Consider the following 17,219-nt stretch of genomic DNA (forward strand, 5'->3'; position numbering starts at 1 on the left):
GAGACTCGATGAATACGCCGTCGCACGCATCGCCGGTTAGCGCGCACGAACGTGGCTCGCGCGCACGCGTCGCCAACTGGCTCGACAGGCAGGCGCCTTATGTCTTCGTGCTGCCGACCGTGCTGCTGATTCTCGGGTTCTCGATCTTTCCGCTCGTCACGTCGGCCTATCTTTCGCTGACGCGTTTCGAACTGGGCGAAGGCGGATATCAATTGACCTTCACGGGCCTGCGCAATTTCGTGCGGCTCTTTTCCGGCAGTCAGCAGTATCACTTCACCGGCGTGTTTCGCGCGCCGGGCATCGTCAGCATCGCAGCGATGGCGATAGCCGTGCTCGCGGTGCTCGTCTGGTTCTATCGTTACTTCGCAAGCGCACGGCGCTCGATCATGGGCGCGCTGGGCCGGCTGATCGCGGCGAGCACGTTTCTCGCACTCGTCTGGCTTGCGGCGAACACGCTGGGCGGCGGCGGTGCGCTCGGCAGCCTGATGGTCACGATCTTCTATGTTCTCTCGGGCGTCGCGCTGCAATTTCTGATCGGACTCGGGCTCGCCTATCTGTGCACGCTGCCGCTGAAAGGCGGGCGCTTCTTCCGGCTGCTGTTCTTTCTCCCGCTGATGGTGACGCCCGTCGGCATCGCCTACATGTTCCGCATGATGGCGGATACGTCGATCGGCCCGCTCGCGCCGCTATGGTCGTGGCTCGGCCTGGGTCAGATCGCGTGGGCCGCCGACCCGTGGCTCGCGCGGCTCGTGGTCGTGATCGGCGATACGTGGCAATGGGTGCCCTTCATGTTCCTCGTGATGCTGGCGGCGCTCGAAGGCACGTCGCGCGAACAGATCGAAGCGGCGCAGTTGGACGGCGCATCTGCATGGCGCGTGTTTCGCGACGTGACGTGGCCGTCGATCGCGCCGGTCGCGGCGAGCGCCGTGCTGATTCGTTTGATCGAAGCGTTCAAGATCGTCGATTTGCCGAACGTGCTGACCAATGGCGGCCCCGGCATCGCGACCGAATCGATGACGCTGCATGCGTTCATCGAATGGCGCGCGCTGAATCTCGGCGGCGCGTCGGCGGTGGCGTACATGCTGTTCTTCGTCTCGACCATCGCATGCGTGTCGTTCTTCCAGTTCGTCGTGCGGCGCGCGCGGGGAGACCAGTCATGAACGCGCTCAAACGCTGGTTCGTGCCCGCGCGCGTGGACGAATTGCCTGCCGGCGGCAAGGCGATCGCGTATCTGTTGCTCGGGTTCTGGTCGCTCGTCGTGCTGTTTCCGCTGTACTGGATGGCGATCACATCGTTCAAGCTGCCGGTGGATGTTTCCACAGGACCGCTCTATCTTCCGTTCGTCGATTTCAAACCGCATCTCGACGCGTGGCATTACATCTTCGTCGATCTCGGTCCCGACACGTATCGGCCTTACATGAACTCGCTGATCATCGCCGCGGGCAGCACGGCGGCCACGGTGTTTCTCGGCTCGATGGCGGCGTATGCGCTCGCGCGCATCGAGTACCGGCCACCGGTTGCGGCGGTGGGCCTCGGCGTGGTGTTGATCGCGCTGCTGATCGCGGCCGTCGCGTGGGGGCATGCCGATTTGCGCATCGCGCTTGCGGTGGCGTTCGCGCTCTTCTTTCTGCTGCTGCGGCCGATCATGCGCCGCGCGCATCGACGGCTCAACAATGACGACATTCTGTTCTGGGTCGTGTCGCAGCGCATTCTGCCGCCCGTCGTCACGGTGATCCCCATCTATCTCATCTTCAGGGATGTCGGGCTGCTCGATACGCATCTCGCGCTCATCATCACGTATGCGACGGCGAACCTGCCGATCGTGGTCTGGCTGATGTTCGATTTCTTCGAAGGCGTGCCGCGCGAGATCGAAGAAAGCGCGCAGATCGACGGCGCGACGCGCTTCTCGATTCTCTTCGGCATCGTGCTGCCCTTAGTGGCGCCGGGCCTCGTTGCGACGAGTCTGCTCGTGCTGATCCTGTCGTGGAACGAATACCTCTTCGCGCTCTTTCTGACGACCGCGAATGCGCAGACGATGCCGCTGCTCGTCGCCGCGCAGAACGCGACGCGGGGTCCGCAATGGTGGAACATGTCGGTGCTGATACTCATCATGATCCTGCCGGTGATGCTGCTCACGCTCACGCTGCAGCGCTTCATCGTGCGGGGCATTCTCGTGGGAGCGGTGAAAGGATGACGGTCATGGAAAGCGAGGCGGCGAAGCTCGACGACACCCGCCTGACGAAGATCGCGGCGGCGCGACAGTCCAAGAGTGTGTCGTTGCGAAACGTCGGCAAGATGTTCGGCGACACGCGCGTGCTGCGCGACCTGTCGCTCGACGTGCAGGCGGGCGAATTTCTTGTGCTGCTCGGCGAATCGGGCTGCGGCAAGACGACGGCCTTGCGCATCGTCGCGGGGCTCGAATCGGCGACGGAAGGCGCGGTGTTCGTCGGCGATACCGATGTCACGCATCAGCTTCCGCGCGACCGCGATGTGGCGATGGTGTTTCAGTCGTACGCGCTCTATCCGCACAAGACGGTGTTCGAGAACATTGCGTATCCGCTCATCGTGAGAAAGCGCCCGAAGGCCGAGATCGAGGCGGCCGTGCGCGAAGTGGCCGCGAGCGTGCAGCTCGAACCTTTGCTTGCGCGTTTGCCGCGTCAGTTGTCGGGCGGGCAGCGTCAGCGCGTGGCGCTTGCGCGCGCGATCGTGCGGCGGCCTGCCGCGTTCCTGATGGACGAGCCGCTTTCCAATCTCGACGCCAAGCTGCGCGGTCACATGCGCGCCGAATTGAAGCACATGCAACACGAGCTCGGCATCACGACGATCTACGTGACGCACGATCAGATCGAAGCGATGACGCTCGCGCACCGCGTCGCTGTCCTCGACAAGGGCGCGTTGCAGCAGCTGGATACACCCGCGCGCATCTATTCCGATCCGGCGAACCTGTTCGTGGCGGGCTTCATCGGTTCGCCGCCGATGAATTTTCTGCGCGGCACGCTGGCGCAGGGACGTTTCGATGCACCCGGCCTGTCACTTCAGCCTGAAGCGCCATTGCGTCACGAAGGCAGCGCGACGCTCGGCGTGCGTCCCGAGGAATGTGCATTGACGCGCCCGGGCGAGGGCGAATTGCAGGGACGCATCTATTCGGTCGAACTGATCGGCGATCATTCGCTCGTTACGCTGCACGTGGGCGAGCAGCCGATCGTCGTGAAGGTGCCGAATACTTTTGCGGGCGAGATCGGGGGCGCTGCGGGCGTGCGTGTGAATCGCGAACGCATTTACTTCTTCGACGAGAGCGGTGCGCGCATCAAGAAAGCTGTTTGAAAAACGTACTTTCGTGCGTCGTCTATATTGAATGCATGGGATTCGATAGTTGGAGGCGCGAAATGCGGCGCATCTATTTTCTACTGCCCAGCGTAGCGAGCGCGAAGGGAATCATCGACGAACTGCTGCTCAAGCGGATCGAATGGCGGCATATTCATGTGCTCGCGCGGCCTCATACGCCGCTTGCGGACTTGCCGGAAGCTACGCTGGTTCAACGCACCGATCTATTGCCGGCGCTTGCGCGCGGAACGGCGGCGGGCGGCGTGACGGGCGCGCTCGCCGGGCTCGTGGCGATGGCGTTTCCGCCGGCGGGGTTGACGATTGCCGGTGGGGTCGTGGTTTGCATGACGCTTGCGAGCATGGGGTTTGGGGCGTGGGCCGCCACGATGATCGGGGTTGGGATTCCTAATACGCGGTTGCGGCGGTTCGAGCATGCGATCGATCAAGGGGAATTGTTGATGATGGTGGATGTGCCTACGGGGCGGCTCGAGGAGATCGAGGCTCTTGTCAAGAGTCATCATCCGGAGGCGGATCTTGAAGGGGCGGATCCTACTATTCCTGCTTTTCCTTGAGGTTTTTGGTTTTGGTTTCGTGGAACTTGCTTTGGTGTTGGTCTATTAGCACTGCCCCTCCCCGGGGCGGGGGTAACTTTCTTTGCTGCTGCAAAGAAAGTCACCAAAGAAAGCAGCCTTCTCACCGCCCGCGGTCACACGCACGTTGGCCATTTTTCTCCTCGGGGAATGGTCCTCGCCTAAAGAGTGCCCCCATAGGCCCGATCGGGCTTGGATCGCGCACGGTCTGACAAGCCAGTGCGCGAAGCGCACTGGTTCAGCACGAAATAGCTTCGGCACAGCGCTACGCGCTGCCGTTGGGTATGCCGGGGAAACCCACGCATACCCGATTGACCCATCGGCCGCGAAGCGGGCCGGAACTTGAAATGGCTGTACCGGTTCGTTAAGCGGCGCGATGTGACGGACCGTGCGCGATCCAAGCTCGATTGGGTTTATGAGGGCACTCTTTAGGCGAGGGCCGTTCCCCGAGGAGAATAGTGGCCAAACTGCGTGTGACCGCGGGCGGTGACAAAGCTGCTTTCTTTGGTGACTTTCTTTGCAGCAGCAAAGAAAGTTACCCCCGCCCCGGGGAGGGGCAGCGCCAATAGACCGACACGAATACAAGCTCCACGACGAAAACAAAGACCGCAAACGTTTCGTCACGCACGATGCGCTAATATCCCCCATCAACAGCAATCCAAACCCCAAACCCCAAACCCGAACGAACGTTCAAAAACCCCCGAAGGAACAAAACCCCGATGCGCCGTGTGGTCTTCAATCAAAAGGGTGGCGTAGGCAAATCCACCATCGTCTGCAATCTCGCCGCGATCAGCGCCTCCCGCGGCTTGCGCACACTGGTCATCGATCTCGATCCGCAAGGCAATGCGAGCCAGTATCTGCTCGGCGCCGACGCCCGCGACGCCCAGCCGAATCTCGCGAGTTTCTTCGAATCGGCATTGAGCTACAGCTTTCGCGAACCGGCGTTCGCTTCCTTCATCCATTCGACGCCGTTCGAAAATCTCGACATCGTGCCGTCGCATCCGAATCTGGAATCGCTGCAAAGCAAGCTCGAATCGCGCTACAAGATCTATAAGCTGCGCGACGCGCTGAAAGGCCTGCAAGACTACGACGCCGTCTATATCGACACGCCGCCCGCGCTCAACTTCTTCACGCGCTCCGCGCTGATCGCCGTCGAGCGCTGTCTGATTCCCTTCGATTGCGACGATTTCTCGCGCCGCGCGCTGTACTCCGTGCTCGAAAACGTGCAGGAAATCCGCCACGATCACAATCCGGACCTGAGCGTCGAAGGCATCGTCATCAATCAGTTTCAGCCGCGCGCGAGCCTGCCGCAGCAACTCGTCGACGAACTGCGCGGCGAAGACTTGCCCGTGCTCAATTCGCATCTGTCGCTCTCCGTGAAAATCCGCGAGAGTCATCAGCACGCGCGCCCGATGATCTACCTCGAACCGCGTCACAAGCTCGCGCAAGAGTATCTCGCGCTGCACGAGGAACTGAACGGATGATGCGACGCGTGCAATAGTCGGGAATAAATCGGCGTCGCGGACGTTCATGCAGGAGACAGGCGCATTCCGTTGCGCCGCATTTCCCGATGATCACGCACATGACGACCGTTCCCTCGCAGGCCCATCCCGCACCCAACGGACCTCCCTCGACAGAAAGCCTCTCCGGCATGGTCGCTTTCGTGCGCGCGGCGGAATCGGGCAGTTTCGTGGCGGCGGGACGCGCGCTCGGCCTGTCGGCGTCGGCGGTGGGCAAGAGCGTGATGCGGCTGGAAGCGAAACTCGGCGTGCAACTGCTCAATCGCACGACGCGCAGGATCGGCCTCACGCACGAAGGCGCGCGCTTCTTCGCGCGCTGCAAACGCATGCTGGCCGATCTCGAAGAGGCGGAGAACGAGCTGTTTCATTCGACCTCGTCGCCGCGCGGGCGGTTGCGCATCGCCGCGCCATCGCTCGGCGGCCGTCTCCTGTTGCCGCTCGTGCCGGAATTCAGGCGGCGCTATCCCGACATCGAACTCGATATCGATTTCAGCGACCGCATGGTCGATGTCACGCAGGAAGGCTATGACGCGGTGATCCGCACCGGTCGTCTCGCCGATTCGCAGTTGCTCGCGCGCCCGCTCGCGCAATACGGCCCGGTCGTGGTCGGCTCGCCCGCCTATTTTACGGGTCACGGCGAGCCCGCGACGCCCGCCGATCTCGAAGGCCATGCGTGCATCCGCTTCCGTTCCCCGGCAAGCGGGCGGTCCGAGCCATGGCGCTTTGCGCGCGACGATCACAGCTTCGCCATCGATCCGCACGCGACGCTCACCTTCAACGACATGGAAGCCGTGCTCGCCGCCTGCATCTCGGGGCTAGGCCTCGCATGCGTGCCGGATTTCATCGCGAAGGGCGCGCTCGAAGGCGGCCTGCTGCGCGCGGTGCTCGGCGCGCACATGGGCACGGAAGGCGTGTTCCATATTCTCTGGCCGCCGAGCCGTCACGAAGCGCCGCGCCTGCGCGCGTTCATCGATCACGTCGCATCGCGGCTAGGCGGCCTGCCGTCGCACGAAGTGCGATTCCGCGCCGCCTGATGCGTCAATGCGTCAGCTTTTCTTGGTCGTCTTCGCGACGAACGGCGCCGGCGCGTGCGCGATCTTCTCGCTGCCGCACTTCGGGCATTTGAGTTGCACCGTTGCATGCTCGGCGATGTGCTCCGCGTGTTCGAAGGTCTCGCCGCAATCCTGGCAACGGTATTGATAAGTCGGCATGGCTTCCTCCGCGCGCGACTGTGATCCGGCGCGATGAGCGCCGGTTCAACCCATTCTAGTTCAGCATTGGCGCAGCAAAGTCAGTTCACGACGCGACGCGAGAGCGGCGTCTCCGGCGTGGGATAACCCGCCTGCTTGAATGTTTCGATGATCGCGCGGTTGGTGTCGAAATAGACCTGCCAGTAGTCGCTCGTATTGGTATAGGGCCGCACGCACAGGAGCGGTCCTTCCGGCGTGAAGGACAGCACTTCGACATCGGGCGGCGGCGTCGTCGCGACGTTGGGAATCTTGGCGACCGCTTCCTTGAGGCGCGCGATCGCATCGAGCGGATCGACGCCGTTTGCGATCTTCGCCGTCAGCTCCACGCGCCGATGCGGAAGCAGGCTGAAATTCCAGATCGTGTCGGAAAAAATCTTGTTATTGCCGATGATGGCCGCGACGTTATCGGGCGTCGTGATCGTCGTGCCGAACAGGCCAAGCTCGGTGACAGTGCCGGTGACGCCGCCCGCCGTCACGAAATCGCCCACTTTGAAAGGCCGCAGCACCTGCATGAACACGCCCGCCGCGAAGTGGGCGAGCAGCCCGCCCCACGCGGTGCCGATGGCAAGACCGAGACCGGCGAGCAGCGCGGCGAACGACGTGGTCTGAACGCCGAAAATCTGCAGAATCGCGAGAACCAGCAGCAGATTGAGAATGACGCCGAGGATCGAGCCGAGATAATGCGCGAGCGTCGGATCGACGCGGCCGTTGCGCGACAGCAGCTTGCGTAGCGTGCCCGTGACGAGACCGATGAGCCAGCGCCCGATGATCCATAACGCAATCGCGCCAATAACCATGATCGCGAAGTCGACGCCGCGCGTCATGATGAATACACGTACGGTTTCGATATTCATGTCGTTCTCGCTCGTGTAGCGCTGCGCCAGATAACGTGTCCGACCGGGAAATCATGCCGACAGGCCTGACAAGTTATAGGCGACGCACTGCGTCATCGCAAGAATTACAGGAATGTTTAAGTTTGATCGGAAGGTTCGACCGTGCAACCGCAACGGTCACGTCCATTCGGCTTCATCGGCGTTCTGATCGGGCAGGGTAAGCCCTGATGCGGGCAGCGGCAGCGCGGTCTTGTAGCGCACCTGCTTGAGCGCGAAGCTCGAACGGATATTGGAAACGCCGGGCATCTTGGTCAGCCGTTCGAGAATGAACCGTTCAAGCGCGGCGACATCGGGCAATACCACGCGCAAGAGGTAATCCGCATCGCCTGTCATCAGATAACACTCCATCACTTCTGGCCGCTCGCTGATTGCCTGTTCGAAGCGCGCGAGCGCGTCCTTGATCTGCTTTTCCAGACTTACCTGGATGAATACATTGATGGATAAGCCCAGTGCTTCCGGATTGAGCAAGGTGACGTGCTGCTTGAAAAGACCCGCTTTCTCGAGCGCGCGCACGCGGTTGAAGCATGGCGTCGGCGAAAGATTCACCGCGCGCGCGAGTTCCGAATTGGTGATGCGCGCATTTTGCTGAAGCTGATTCAGGATGCCGATATCGGTGCGGTCGAGGCGTTGCTTGGCATTGGCCGTCATAGTCGAAAGATTCCGGTTTCGGGCGTTTTTGAAGAATAAGTACACTACCGCAAAGCGGGACGGCAGCCAAATGAGACGCACATTCTGCGCCGCTATGGATATGCTTGAATGCATTCTCAAGCCTTAACGGAGTCGCGCCATGACCGACTTATCGAGCGGAACCCGCCAGCTTCTTTCCATTGCCAAAGGACGTGAGGACATCGATCCCGAGGAAACCGCAGAATGGCTGGAGGCGCTCGATGCGGTCGTCGCGCATGTCGGCCGCGAGCGCGCGCAATATCTGTTCGACCGGCTCGCGGAGCACGCACTGTCGGTGGGCGTCGAATCGGCGCGGGCCCGCGCGACGCCTTATGCGAACACCATTCCCGTCTCGCAGCAGACGCCTTATCCGGGCAATCTGGACGTCGAGGAAAAGCTCGCCGCCGTGCTGCGCTGGAACGCGCTCGCGATGGTCGTGCGGGCCAATCGCGCCTATGGCGAACTCGGCGGACATATCGCAAGTTATGCCTCGGCGGCGGATCTTTTCGAAGTCGGCTTCAATCATTTCTTTAAAGCCGCGGACGCGAACAATGGCGGCGATATCGTCTACTTTCAGCCGCATTCGTCGCCGGGCGTCTATGCCCGCGCGTTCCTCGAAGGCTTTCTCGGCGAAGAACATCTGCAGCACTATCGGCGCGAAATCGCGGGGCCGGGCCTGTGTTCTTATCCGCATCCGTGGCTGATGCCCGATTTCTGGCAATTCCCGACCGGCTCGATGGGCATCGGTCCGATCAATTCGATTTATCAAGCGCGCTTCATGCGCTATGTGCAAAACCGCAATCTGCTGCAGACCGATGGCCGCAAGGTATGGGGCTTCTTCGGCGACGGCGAAATGGACGAGCCCGAATCCATCGGCGCGCTGTCGCTCGCGGCGCGCGAGCAGCTCGATAACCTCGTGTTCGTCATCAACTGCAATCTGCAGCGCCTCGACGGCCCCGTGCGCAGCAACGGACGCATCGTGGATGAACTGGAAGCGCAATTCACCGGCGCGGGCTGGAACGTCATCAAGGTGCTGTGGGGTTCGGACTGGGACGCGCTGTTCGCGCGCGATCGCACGAATGCCTTGCTGCGCGCATTCGCGCATACGGTCGATGGACAATTCCAAACTTTCTCGGCGAATGACGGCCGCTATAACCGCGAGCGTTTCTTCGGACAGAATCCCGAACTGGCCGCACTCGTCGCGCATATGTCGGATGAAGACATCGACCGTCTGCGGCGCGGCGGCCACGATGTGCGCAAGCTGCACGCGGCTTACGCGAAGGCGCTTTCGCACAAGGGCCAGCCGACCGTGATTCTCGCGAAGACGATGAAGGGCTTCGGCATGGGCGCGGTCGGGCAGGGCCGCATGACGACGCATCAGCAGAAGAAGCTCGATCTCGACGATCTCAAGGCGTTTCGCGACCGCTTCCGTCTGCCGCTGTCGGACGAAGATGTCGAACAGCTCAAGTTCTACAAGCCCGCCGACAATGCGCCCGAAATGCGCTATCTGCACGAACGCCGCGCGGCGCTCGGCGGTTATCTGCCGCGCCGCCGCGCGAAGGCCTCGCAAGGTCTCACGCCGCCCGTGCTCGACACGTGGGGCCAGTTTGCGCTCGATGCTTCCGGCAAGGAAATGTCGACCACGATGGCCTTCGTGCGCATGCTCGGCAGCCTGCTGAAGGACAAGACGCTCGGGCCGCGCGTCGTGCCCGTGGTCGCGGACGAGGCGCGCACCTTCGGCATGGCGAATCTGTTCCGGCAGGTCGGCATCTATTCGCCGCTCGGCCAGTTGTACGAGCCGGAAGACATGGGCTCGATGCTCTATTACCGCGAGGACACGCGCGGGCAAATTCTGGAGGAAGGCATCTCGGAGGCGGGCGCGGTGTCGTCGTGGATCGCGGCGGCGACATCCTACAGCGTGCACGATCTGCCGATGCTGCCGTTCTATATCTACTACTCGATGTTCGGCTTTCAGCGCATCGGCGATCTGATTTTCGCGGCGGCGGACCAGCGTTCGCGCGGCTTTCTGATCGGCGCGACGGCGGGCAGAACGACGCTCGGCGGCGAAGGCTTGCAGCATCAGGATGGCACGAGCCATCTCGCCGCATCGACGATACCGAACTGCCGCGCCTACGATCCCGCGTTCGCCTACGAAGTCGCGGCGATCGTCGACGAAGGCATGCAGGAGATGATGGAACGCCAGAACGACGTGTTCTATTACGTCACCGTGACCAACGAGAACTACGCGCAGCCGTCCGCGCCCGGCGGCTCGCTCGACGAAGCCACGCGCGAAGGCATTCTGCGCGGCATCTATCGCATCGGCGGCGACGAGACGCAGGCGCAAGCGCAAGTGCAACTCCTCGGCTCCGGCGCGATCCTCAACGAAACCATCGCCGCGCGCGAGATGTTGAAGCGCGACTGGAACATCGAGGCCGCCGTGTGGAGCGTCACGAGCTACACGGAGCTTCATCGCGATGGCGCGTCGTGCGAGCGGCTCGCGCGCCTGAACGACGACGCATCGACGCCCTTCGTCACGAGCGCGTTGGCAACATCGCGCGGGCCGGTCATCGCCGCAACCGACTACGTGCGCGCCGTGCCCGAGCTGATTCGCGCCTACGTGCCGGGCCGCTACGTGACGCTCGGCACCGATGGCTTCGGCCGCAGCGATACGCGTCAAGCCTTGCGCGCGTTCTTCGAAGTGGATCGCGTGTCGATCGTCATCGCGGCGTTGAAGGCGCTCGCGGATGAAGGCGTCATCGATAAAACGATGCTGAAGGCCGCGCGCGACAAATACGGCAAGACGCAGGAAGCGCACGACGCGCCCTGGCTGCGCTAGGCGTCCTTGCGCGCCGCATCGAGCAGTTCGCGCACTTCGTCGTCGCTGGTCTGATCGAAGTCGACATAGAACTGCCCGACGCCGAAGTACCGCTCCGGCCGCAGTACGCAGACGAAGTCATCGACGATATCTTCGATGCGCGCTTCCGAATCCAGCGGCGCGACCGGCAGCGCCGCGACGATCTTCGAGGGATGCGCATGACGCAGGGACATCGCCGCGGCTTTCATGGTCGCGCCGGTGGCCATGCCGTCATCGACGACGATCGCAATGCGGCCGTTCATGTCGAGCGGCGGCCTGTCGCCGCGATAGAGCTTCTCGCGCCGTTCGAGCTCGGCGCGCTCGCGTGCGATCACGCGTTCGAGATCGTGCTTGTCGACGCCCGCATAGTCGACGATGCGTTCGTCGAGAAAGAACGCATCGCCCGATGCGATCGCGCCCATCGCCAGTTCCGGCTGCACGGGCACGCCGAGCTTGCGCACGACGAGCACGTCGAGCCGCGCACCGAGCGCGCGCGCGACTTCATAGGCGACCGGCACGCCGCCGCGCGGCAGCGCGAGCACGGTGACGTCGTCGCGATTGGCGTACTCGTTCAGAAGCCTGGCGAGTTCGCGGCCCGCTTCCCTGCGGTTCTCGAACGCTGAGTTCATGTCGCCCGTCCTTTGTCCGATGGCCGCGCGACAAAGCGCGCCGCGCCGTCGAGACCTTCATCGAATATCGTGCCATAACCATTCGCGCCTTCGCGCTGCAAGGCCCGGCCGAGATCGTCATCGAACGCGTTCTCGTGAACCGAGCGCAAGTCCGCGCGCAACGCGCTTTGCGGCAGCGCGGCCAGTTCGCACGCGAGCGCCTCGGCGACGCTGCGCGCTTCGCCCGGCGGCGCGAGACGATTGACGAGGCCGATGGCGAGCGCTTCGTGCGCATCGATGGCGCGCCCGGTGAGGATCAGATCGAGCGCACGCGACGTGCCGATGAGGCGCGGCAGCCGTATCGTGCCGCCATCGATGAGCGGCACGCCGACGCGTCTGCAGAACACGCCGAGCACCGCATCCTCTTCCGCGACACGCAGATCGCACCACGCCGCAAGTTCGAGGCCGCCCGCGACCGCATGACCGGCGATGGCCGCGATCACGGGTTTCGTCAATGCGAGGCGCGTCGGACCCATCGGGCCGGGGCCGCTGCCGTCGGCATGGATTTCGTTGCGGCGCGCATCGTCGTTCAGGGCGCTGAGATCCGCGCCCGCGCAAAACGTGCCGCCCGCGCCCCACAGCACGGCGACCGACGACGCATCGTCCGCTTCAAAGCATTCGAAGGCTTCGCGCAAGGCGTCGGCGATGCCGCGATCGACCGCATTGCGGCGCGCGGGCCTATCGAGCACGACCGTGACGACGCGCGGATCGCGCGCGAGCTTTTCCATGCGCACGTGCTCGCCAACAGATTCGATGCGAGGCGACATCGACGGCTCCGTTGCATTCCGATTACATCTCAGGATACTCGCCGCGCGGTGCGGGCGTGCGTCACATAAAAGCCTTGCGATCGCCCTACACGCGGCCTGCGTCATGAAATATTTCGCTCGCGTGCGGTGCATGCGATGCCACGTAACGGGGCAATGCACCAGGAGAGGGCGAAGATAAATCGGCATGCAACGACGCGCTGCACCATCCCTAAGCCGCGACGCACAACGCCCACGCACCGTTTCGATGCTCATGCGCCAACTTGGCCCGGAACTTGCAAAAAAGGCGGCCTTGTCTCCACCGACCGTTCGATCATGCAGGCACTTCAGTCCGGAACCGACACTCTCTTTCTGCTGCTTGGCGCCGCGATGGTGCTTGCGATGCATGCGGGCTTTGCTTTCCTCGAACTCGGCACGGTGCGCCGCGAGAACCAGGTGAACGCGCTCGTGAAGATCCTCGTCGATTTCGCGGTATCGACGCTCGCGTATTTCTTCATCGGCTATAACATCGCGTATGGCGTGCAGTTCATGCACAGCGCCGATATCCTCGCCGAGCACAATGGTTATGCGCTCGTGCGCTTCTTCTTTCTGCTCACGTTCGCCGCCGCGATTCCGGCGATCGTCTCGGGCGGCATTGCGGAGCGCGCGAAATTCAATCCGCAACTGTTCGCGACCTGCGTGATCGTCGGCTTCGTTTATCCGCTGCTCGAAGGCGTGGCGTGGAACGAGCGCTTCGGCATTCAGAGCTGGCTCGCCCATGCGTTCGGCGCGCCGTTCCACGATTTCGCGGGCTCCGTCGTGGTGCATGCGTTCGGCGGCTGGGTCGCGCTGCCGGCCGTGCTGCTGCTCGGGCCGCGTCACGGGCGCTATCACAAGGATGGGCGCATTGCCGCGCATCCGCCGTCGAGCATTCCGTTTCTCGCGCTCGGCGCATGGGTGCTCGCGGTCGGCTGGTTCGGCTTCAACGTGATGAGCGCGCAGACCGTCGACAAGATCAGCGGACTCGTCGCCGTCAATTCGCTGATGGCGATGGTCGGCGGCACGCTCGCCGCATGGTTCGCGGGGCGCAACGATCCGGGCTTCACGTATAACGGGCCGCTCGCGGGACTGGTCGCGGTATGCGCGGGTTCGGACCTGATGCATCCGCTCGGTGCGCTGATCGTCGGCGCGGTCGCGGGCGTGCTGTTCGTGCAGATGTTCACCTGCGTGCAGAACCGCTGGCGCATCGACGACGTGCTCGGCGTGTGGCCGCTGCACGGCATGTGCGGCGCGTGGGGCGGCATCGCGGCGGGCGTGTTCGGGCAGAAGGCGTTCGGCGGCATCGGCGGCGTCTCGATCTGGTCGCAGCTTATCGGCACGGTGGGCGCGGTGGCGCTCGCGCTCGCGGGCGGCGCGGCCGTGTATGGCGCGATCAAGCTGACGGTCGGTCTGCGGCTCGATCGCGAGGAAGAGTTCAACGGCGCGGATCTCGCGATTCATCGCATCTCGTCGACGCCGGATCGCGAAATGGCGGGGTAAAGTCTTGGCTCGGACTTTGGGGTAACGTAGCGAAGTTCATCCATCAAACGAGCCAGGACAATGTCGAACGATCACGCTTCCCGCCAGCCCGGCATCATCGAGGAACTGAAGGTTCCCGCCGTCTTCGATCTCGAAGCGGAACGCGAGCGCCGCATTGCGTTTCTCGCCGACTATCTCGAGGCGCAAAAGCTCAGGACCTATGTACTCGGCATCAGCGGCGGCGTGGATTCGTCCACGGCCGGCCGGCTCGCGCAACTCGCGGTCGAGCGCCTGCGCGCGCGCAACGTCGATGCACGCTTCATCGCGATGCGTCTGCCCTACGGCGAGCAGCGCGACGAAGCCGATGCGCAGCGCGCGCTCGCCTTCATCCGCCCCGACGAAACGATCACCGTGAACGTGAAGCCCGCCGCCGATGCGATGCGCGAAGCGCTCAAGGCCGGCGAGTTGTTGTTTCGCGACGAACGCCACGAGGATTTCGTGCTCGGCAATATCAAGGCGCGTCAGCGGATGATCGCGCAATACGCGGTGGCCGCGGCGCACGCGGGCATCGTGATCGGCACGGATCACGCCGCGGAATCGCTGATGGGCTTCTACACCAAGTTCGGCGATGGCGGCGCGGACGTGCTGCCGCTCTATGGCCTGAACAAGCGCCGCGTGCGCGCGCTCGCGGAAGCGCTCGGCGCGAGCGTCGAGATATCGAAAAAGGTGCCGACCGCCGACCTCGAAACGCTCACGCCGATGAAGCCCGACGAGGACAGCTACGGAATCAGCTACGAAGACATCGACGACTTCCTCGAAGGCAAGCCGGTGTCGGACGAGGTCTACACGACCGTCTATCGTTTCTACGATGCGACGCATCACAAGCGCGTGCTGCCAATCACGCCCTATGACGACTGGCGCAGACACGCCCTGCGCTGATAGGTCCTGTCATCGACGCGCACTCAGCGCTTGTTGCGCGCGGGCACGGCGCGCGCGCCGACGAGGGGATTGAAGGCGGCGCGCTTCGGTTCGGCGGCCGAGGCTTTCTTCGCCGTGCGGGTTTTCGGTTCGGTATCGCCGCCGCTTAGCTGGCTCAGCAAGTCTTCGTCGTCTTCGGGCTGGGCCGCGTCCTGCGTTCCTTCCTGCGGCTCACTCGCTGCAAGATGCCCGACGATCGACATGAAGTCCTTGCGCGCGCTTTTAAGGCCGCGCGCGGGCATCATCACGAGCACCACGGCTTCCTGCACGCTGTGATCGTCCACGGTTTGGAGCGTGCCTTCCTCGTCCCAGTCGATGCCGCTATCCGCATACGCCGCGACGACGTGATGCAGCACCGCGGGCGACATCACGCCGGCATCGTAAAGCGCGACAATCTGCCGTTCCGCGAGCGCGAAGAGGCTCGGCGCGCCATGCGTCCGTCGAGGCTTTCTCGCGGCCATTCACTTCGAAGCGGGCGTGACCCGCCACACGGTGTTGCCGACATCGTCCGCGACGAGCAGCGCGCCCTTGCCATCGACCGCGACACCGACAGGGCGTCCGAGCGCATGGCCATCCGACGAGAGAAAGCCCGTCAGGATATCTTCGGGCGGACCGGCTGGCTTGCCATTCTCGAAGGGCACGAAGATGACCTTGTAACCGCTTCTCGGCTTGCGATTCCACGAGCCGTGCTGACCGATGAACGCCCCATTGCGATAGCGCTCGGCGAACGCGCTGCCGTCGTAGAACGCCAGCCCGAGCGATGCGGTGTGCGCGCCGACCGCGTAATCGGGCGCGATCGCCGCTTGCACGAGATCCGCGCGCTGCGGCTTCACGCGGTCATCGACATGCTGTCCGTAATAGCTATAGGGCCAGCCGTAGAACGCGCCGTCTTTCACCGAAGTCAGATAGTCCGGCACGAGTTCGTTGCCCAGTTCGTCGCGCTCGTTCACGACAGTCCAGAGCGCGCCGCTTTGCGGCTGCCATGCCATGCCGTTCGGATTGCGCAGGCCCGAGGCGAACAGGCGCGACTGCTTCGATTCGATATCCACTTCCATGATTGCCGCGCGCCCGTTCTCCGCGGCGATGCCGTTCTCGGCGACGTTGCTGTTCGAGCCGACGGTCACATACAGCTTCTTGCCATCGCGGCTCGCGATGACGTTCTTGGTCCAGTGATGATTGATATCGCCGGCGGGCAGGTCGATGAGCTTCTCGCCGGGCGTCGTGATTTGCGTCGCGCCGGTTTCGTACTTGAAGCGCACGATCGAATCCGTGTTCGCGACGTAGAGTTCGTCGCCGACCAGCGCCATGCCGAAGGGCGAATGCAGCTTGTCGATGAACACGCTTCGCGTTTCCGCGACGCCGTCGCCATCGGCATCGCGCAACAGGACGATGCGGTCCGCGCTCGGCACGGCCGCGCCCGCGCGCTTTTGCATCTTCTTCATCACGAAGCCCTTGATGCCCGCGTTCTCGTCGTGCTTCGCGGGCGCGTTGCTTTCGGCGACGAGCACATCGCCGTTGGGTAGCGTCGCGAGCCAGCGCGGATGATCGAGCGCCGTGCCGAACGCGTTCACGCTGAAGCCTTCGGCAGCCGTGGGCTTTTGTCCTTGCGGCCAGGGTTTTGCCGGCGCGATGTTCACCGTCGGCATCAACGATTTATGCGGCGCGGGCAGCGTCGGATTCGGGCCGAAGTCCTGCGCGTAATCGTCGGCGATGGCTGCGCCGCTCGCCAGGACCAGTGTGAAGGCCGTTGCCTGCGCGAGTTGCCTGGATCGATTGTTCAAGCGAGCGCTCCTGACCAATGAGAGTTCGACGCCAATGAGAGTTCGACGCGGCCCATTCAACCGCCGCCGATGCCTTGCGTCACCTTGCCGGTGCCGCCGCATGTCTTGCAGTCCGCGCCTTCGATCTTGCCCGAGCCGTTGCAGTCGGGACAGATGTCTTCGCCACTGCCGGGTGCGCCGGGTTCGGCTTCATCGCCGGGGCTGAGTGGAGGTTGTTGCGCCATCGCCGTCTCCTCGCTTCTGAAGCGTTGCAATGCCTTGAAGGGAGCAATCAGCGTTCCTCATCGCTTTTGCAAGGCTTGCATCCGTCTGGAAGTTTTTTCATACGTGCCGCGCGCAGGGGCCCGCAATCCCTTGCTGCGCGGGGCGCTGTTCTGGTACGCACGATGCTTTTACTTTCATGCGGCGCGAGTCGCGGCTTTTACCACTGCAAA

Annotated in this window: 17 protein-coding genes; 9 read left to right on the forward strand and 8 right to left on the reverse strand. The window is 63.3% G+C overall.

All coding sequences use genetic code 11. The annotated features are described in order from the left end of the window. The first annotated feature begins 8 nt into the window (after nt 1-8). From AWB70_RS15520 to AWB70_RS15545, 6 genes are all read left to right on the forward strand, one after another. Nucleotides 9-1,160, forward strand: coding sequence for a carbohydrate ABC transporter permease (locus AWB70_RS15520; RefSeq protein ID WP_041731553.1), 1,152 nt, complete (start codon nt 9-11; stop codon nt 1,158-1,160). Next, nucleotides 1,157-2,194 carry a carbohydrate ABC transporter permease gene (locus tag AWB70_RS15525; protein ID WP_053569107.1) on the forward strand — a complete coding sequence of 346 codons (1,038 nt, stop codon included), beginning with the start codon at nt 1,157-1,159 and terminating at the stop codon, nt 2,192-2,194. Before AWB70_RS15520 ends, AWB70_RS15525 begins: the two co-directional genes overlap by 4 nt. After that, on the forward strand, nt 2,191-3,324 hold the full coding sequence (locus tag AWB70_RS15530) for an ABC transporter ATP-binding protein (RefSeq protein ID WP_087086275.1): 1,134 nt from the start codon (nt 2,191-2,193) through the stop codon (nt 3,322-3,324). Before AWB70_RS15525 ends, AWB70_RS15530 begins: the two co-directional genes overlap by 4 nt. A 62-nt stretch (nt 3,325-3,386) precedes the next feature. Next, nucleotides 3,387-3,896, forward strand: coding sequence for a hypothetical protein (locus AWB70_RS15535; RefSeq protein ID WP_014250592.1), 510 nt, complete (start codon nt 3,387-3,389; stop codon nt 3,894-3,896). A gap of 737 nt (nt 3,897-4,633) precedes the next feature. Next, nucleotides 4,634-5,398 (forward strand): ParA family protein, encoded by a 765-nt coding sequence (locus AWB70_RS15540; RefSeq protein WP_053569109.1) that lies wholly within the window; start codon nt 4,634-4,636, stop codon nt 5,396-5,398. A 167-nt stretch (nt 5,399-5,565) separates the two neighbouring features. Further along, nucleotides 5,566-6,468, forward strand: coding sequence for a LysR family transcriptional regulator (locus AWB70_RS15545; protein ID WP_053569110.1), 903 nt, complete (start codon nt 5,566-5,568; stop codon nt 6,466-6,468). Nucleotides 6,469-6,480: 12 nt separating this feature from the next. Here AWB70_RS15545 and AWB70_RS15550 read toward each other — a convergent pair whose 3' ends face one another. From AWB70_RS15550 to AWB70_RS15560, 3 genes are all read right to left on the reverse strand, one after another. Continuing rightward, nucleotides 6,481-6,645 (reverse strand): FmdB family zinc ribbon protein, encoded by a 165-nt coding sequence (locus AWB70_RS15550; protein WP_014250596.1) that lies wholly within the window; start codon nt 6,643-6,645, stop codon nt 6,481-6,483. A gap of 80 nt (nt 6,646-6,725) precedes the next feature. Then, complete coding sequence (locus tag AWB70_RS15555; protein WP_014250597.1) at nt 6,726-7,538, reverse strand: mechanosensitive ion channel family protein; 813 nt, start codon at nt 7,536-7,538, stop codon at nt 6,726-6,728. A gap of 156 nt (nt 7,539-7,694) precedes the next feature. After that, on the reverse strand, nt 7,695-8,225 hold the full coding sequence (locus AWB70_RS15560; protein WP_014250598.1) for an Lrp/AsnC family transcriptional regulator: 531 nt from the start codon (nt 8,223-8,225) through the stop codon (nt 7,695-7,697). A 139-nt stretch (nt 8,226-8,364) separates the two neighbouring features. On the opposite strand from AWB70_RS15560, the gene mdeB reads away from it, so the two are divergent. Next, the gene (gene mdeB, locus AWB70_RS15565; RefSeq protein WP_053569111.1) at nt 8,365-11,079 is read left to right on the forward strand and encodes an alpha-ketoglutarate dehydrogenase; all 2,715 of its coding nucleotides are present in this window, start codon (nt 8,365-8,367) and stop codon (nt 11,077-11,079) included. Here mdeB and AWB70_RS15570 read toward each other — a convergent pair. Next, nucleotides 11,076-11,726: a phosphoribosyltransferase gene (locus AWB70_RS15570; RefSeq protein WP_053569112.1), complete on the reverse strand. Its 651-nt coding sequence runs from the start codon at nt 11,724-11,726 to the stop codon at nt 11,076-11,078. The two genes, mdeB and AWB70_RS15570, sit on opposite strands and share 4 nt — an antisense overlap. Further along, nucleotides 11,723-12,532: a crotonase/enoyl-CoA hydratase family protein gene (locus AWB70_RS15575; RefSeq protein WP_053569113.1), complete on the reverse strand. Its 810-nt coding sequence runs from the start codon at nt 12,530-12,532 to the stop codon at nt 11,723-11,725. The genes AWB70_RS15570 and AWB70_RS15575 overlap by 4 nt, the downstream gene beginning before the upstream one ends. Nucleotides 12,533-12,844: 312 nt before the next feature. Here AWB70_RS15575 and AWB70_RS15580 point away from each other — a divergent pair, with 312 nt between their 5' ends. After that, a complete protein-coding gene (locus AWB70_RS15580) occupies nt 12,845-14,047 on the forward strand; it encodes an ammonium transporter (protein WP_053569114.1) in 1,203 nt (400 codons plus the stop codon). 60 nt (nt 14,048-14,107) lie between these two features. Continuing rightward, entirely contained in the window at nt 14,108-14,965 is an 858-nt protein-coding gene (gene nadE, locus AWB70_RS15585; RefSeq protein WP_053569115.1) for an NAD(+) synthase, read from the forward strand. Nucleotides 14,966-14,988: 23 nt separating this feature from the next. Here the strand turns inward: nadE and AWB70_RS15590 are convergent, their stop codons facing one another. The 3 genes from AWB70_RS15590 to AWB70_RS39020 form a co-directional block, all read right to left on the reverse strand. Then, the gene (locus AWB70_RS15590) at nt 14,989-15,465 is read right to left on the reverse strand and encodes a hypothetical protein (RefSeq protein ID WP_053569116.1); all 477 of its coding nucleotides are present in this window, start codon (nt 15,463-15,465) and stop codon (nt 14,989-14,991) included. Continuing rightward, complete coding sequence (locus tag AWB70_RS15595) at nt 15,466-16,740, reverse strand: PQQ-dependent sugar dehydrogenase (protein ID WP_053569274.1); 1,275 nt, start codon at nt 16,738-16,740, stop codon at nt 15,466-15,468. Between the two features lie 101 nt (nt 16,741-16,841). Further along, on the reverse strand, nt 16,842-17,009 hold the full coding sequence (locus tag AWB70_RS39020) for a hypothetical protein (RefSeq protein ID WP_167350993.1): 168 nt from the start codon (nt 17,007-17,009) through the stop codon (nt 16,842-16,844). Nucleotides 17,010-17,219 lie beyond the last annotated feature (210 nt).

This window comes from Caballeronia cordobensis (assembly GCF_001544575.2).
Taxonomy (GTDB): domain Bacteria; phylum Pseudomonadota; class Gammaproteobacteria; order Burkholderiales; family Burkholderiaceae; genus Caballeronia; species Caballeronia cordobensis.

Coding starts and splice junctions, on each gene's coding strand:
- AWB70_RS15545 (WP_053569110.1), top strand. CDS start 5,566: ATGGTCGCTTTCGTGCGCGCGGCGGAATCGGGCAGTTTCGTGGCGGCG.
- AWB70_RS15580 (WP_053569114.1), top strand. CDS start 12,845: ATGCAGGCACTTCAGTCCGGAACCGACACTCTCTTTCTGCTGCTTGGC.
- mdeB (WP_053569111.1), top strand. CDS start 8,365: ATGACCGACTTATCGAGCGGAACCCGCCAGCTTCTTTCCATTGCCAAA.
- AWB70_RS15570 (WP_053569112.1), bottom strand. CDS start 11,726: ATGAACTCAGCGTTCGAGAACCGCAGGGAAGCGGGCCGCGAACTCGCC.
- AWB70_RS15560 (WP_014250598.1), bottom strand. CDS start 8,225: ATGACGGCCAATGCCAAGCAACGCCTCGACCGCACCGATATCGGCATC.
- AWB70_RS15525 (WP_053569107.1), top strand. CDS start 1,157: ATGAACGCGCTCAAACGCTGGTTCGTGCCCGCGCGCGTGGACGAATTG.
- AWB70_RS15550 (WP_014250596.1), bottom strand. CDS start 6,645: ATGCCGACTTATCAATACCGTTGCCAGGATTGCGGCGAGACCTTCGAA.
- AWB70_RS15590 (WP_053569116.1), bottom strand. CDS start 15,465: ATGGCCGCGAGAAAGCCTCGACGGACGCATGGCGCGCCGAGCCTCTTC.
- AWB70_RS39020 (WP_167350993.1), bottom strand. CDS start 17,009: ATGGCGCAACAACCTCCACTCAGCCCCGGCGATGAAGCCGAACCCGGC.
- AWB70_RS15555 (WP_014250597.1), bottom strand. CDS start 7,538: ATGAATATCGAAACCGTACGTGTATTCATCATGACGCGCGGCGTCGAC.
- nadE (WP_053569115.1), top strand. CDS start 14,108: ATGTCGAACGATCACGCTTCCCGCCAGCCCGGCATCATCGAGGAACTG.
- AWB70_RS15575 (WP_053569113.1), bottom strand. CDS start 12,532: ATGTCGCCTCGCATCGAATCTGTTGGCGAGCACGTGCGCATGGAAAAG.
- AWB70_RS15520 (WP_041731553.1), top strand. CDS start 9: ATGAATACGCCGTCGCACGCATCGCCGGTTAGCGCGCACGAACGTGGC.
- AWB70_RS15540 (WP_053569109.1), top strand. CDS start 4,634: ATGCGCCGTGTGGTCTTCAATCAAAAGGGTGGCGTAGGCAAATCCACC.
- AWB70_RS15530 (WP_087086275.1), top strand. CDS start 2,191: ATGACGGTCATGGAAAGCGAGGCGGCGAAGCTCGACGACACCCGCCTG.
- AWB70_RS15535 (WP_014250592.1), top strand. CDS start 3,387: ATGCGGCGCATCTATTTTCTACTGCCCAGCGTAGCGAGCGCGAAGGGA.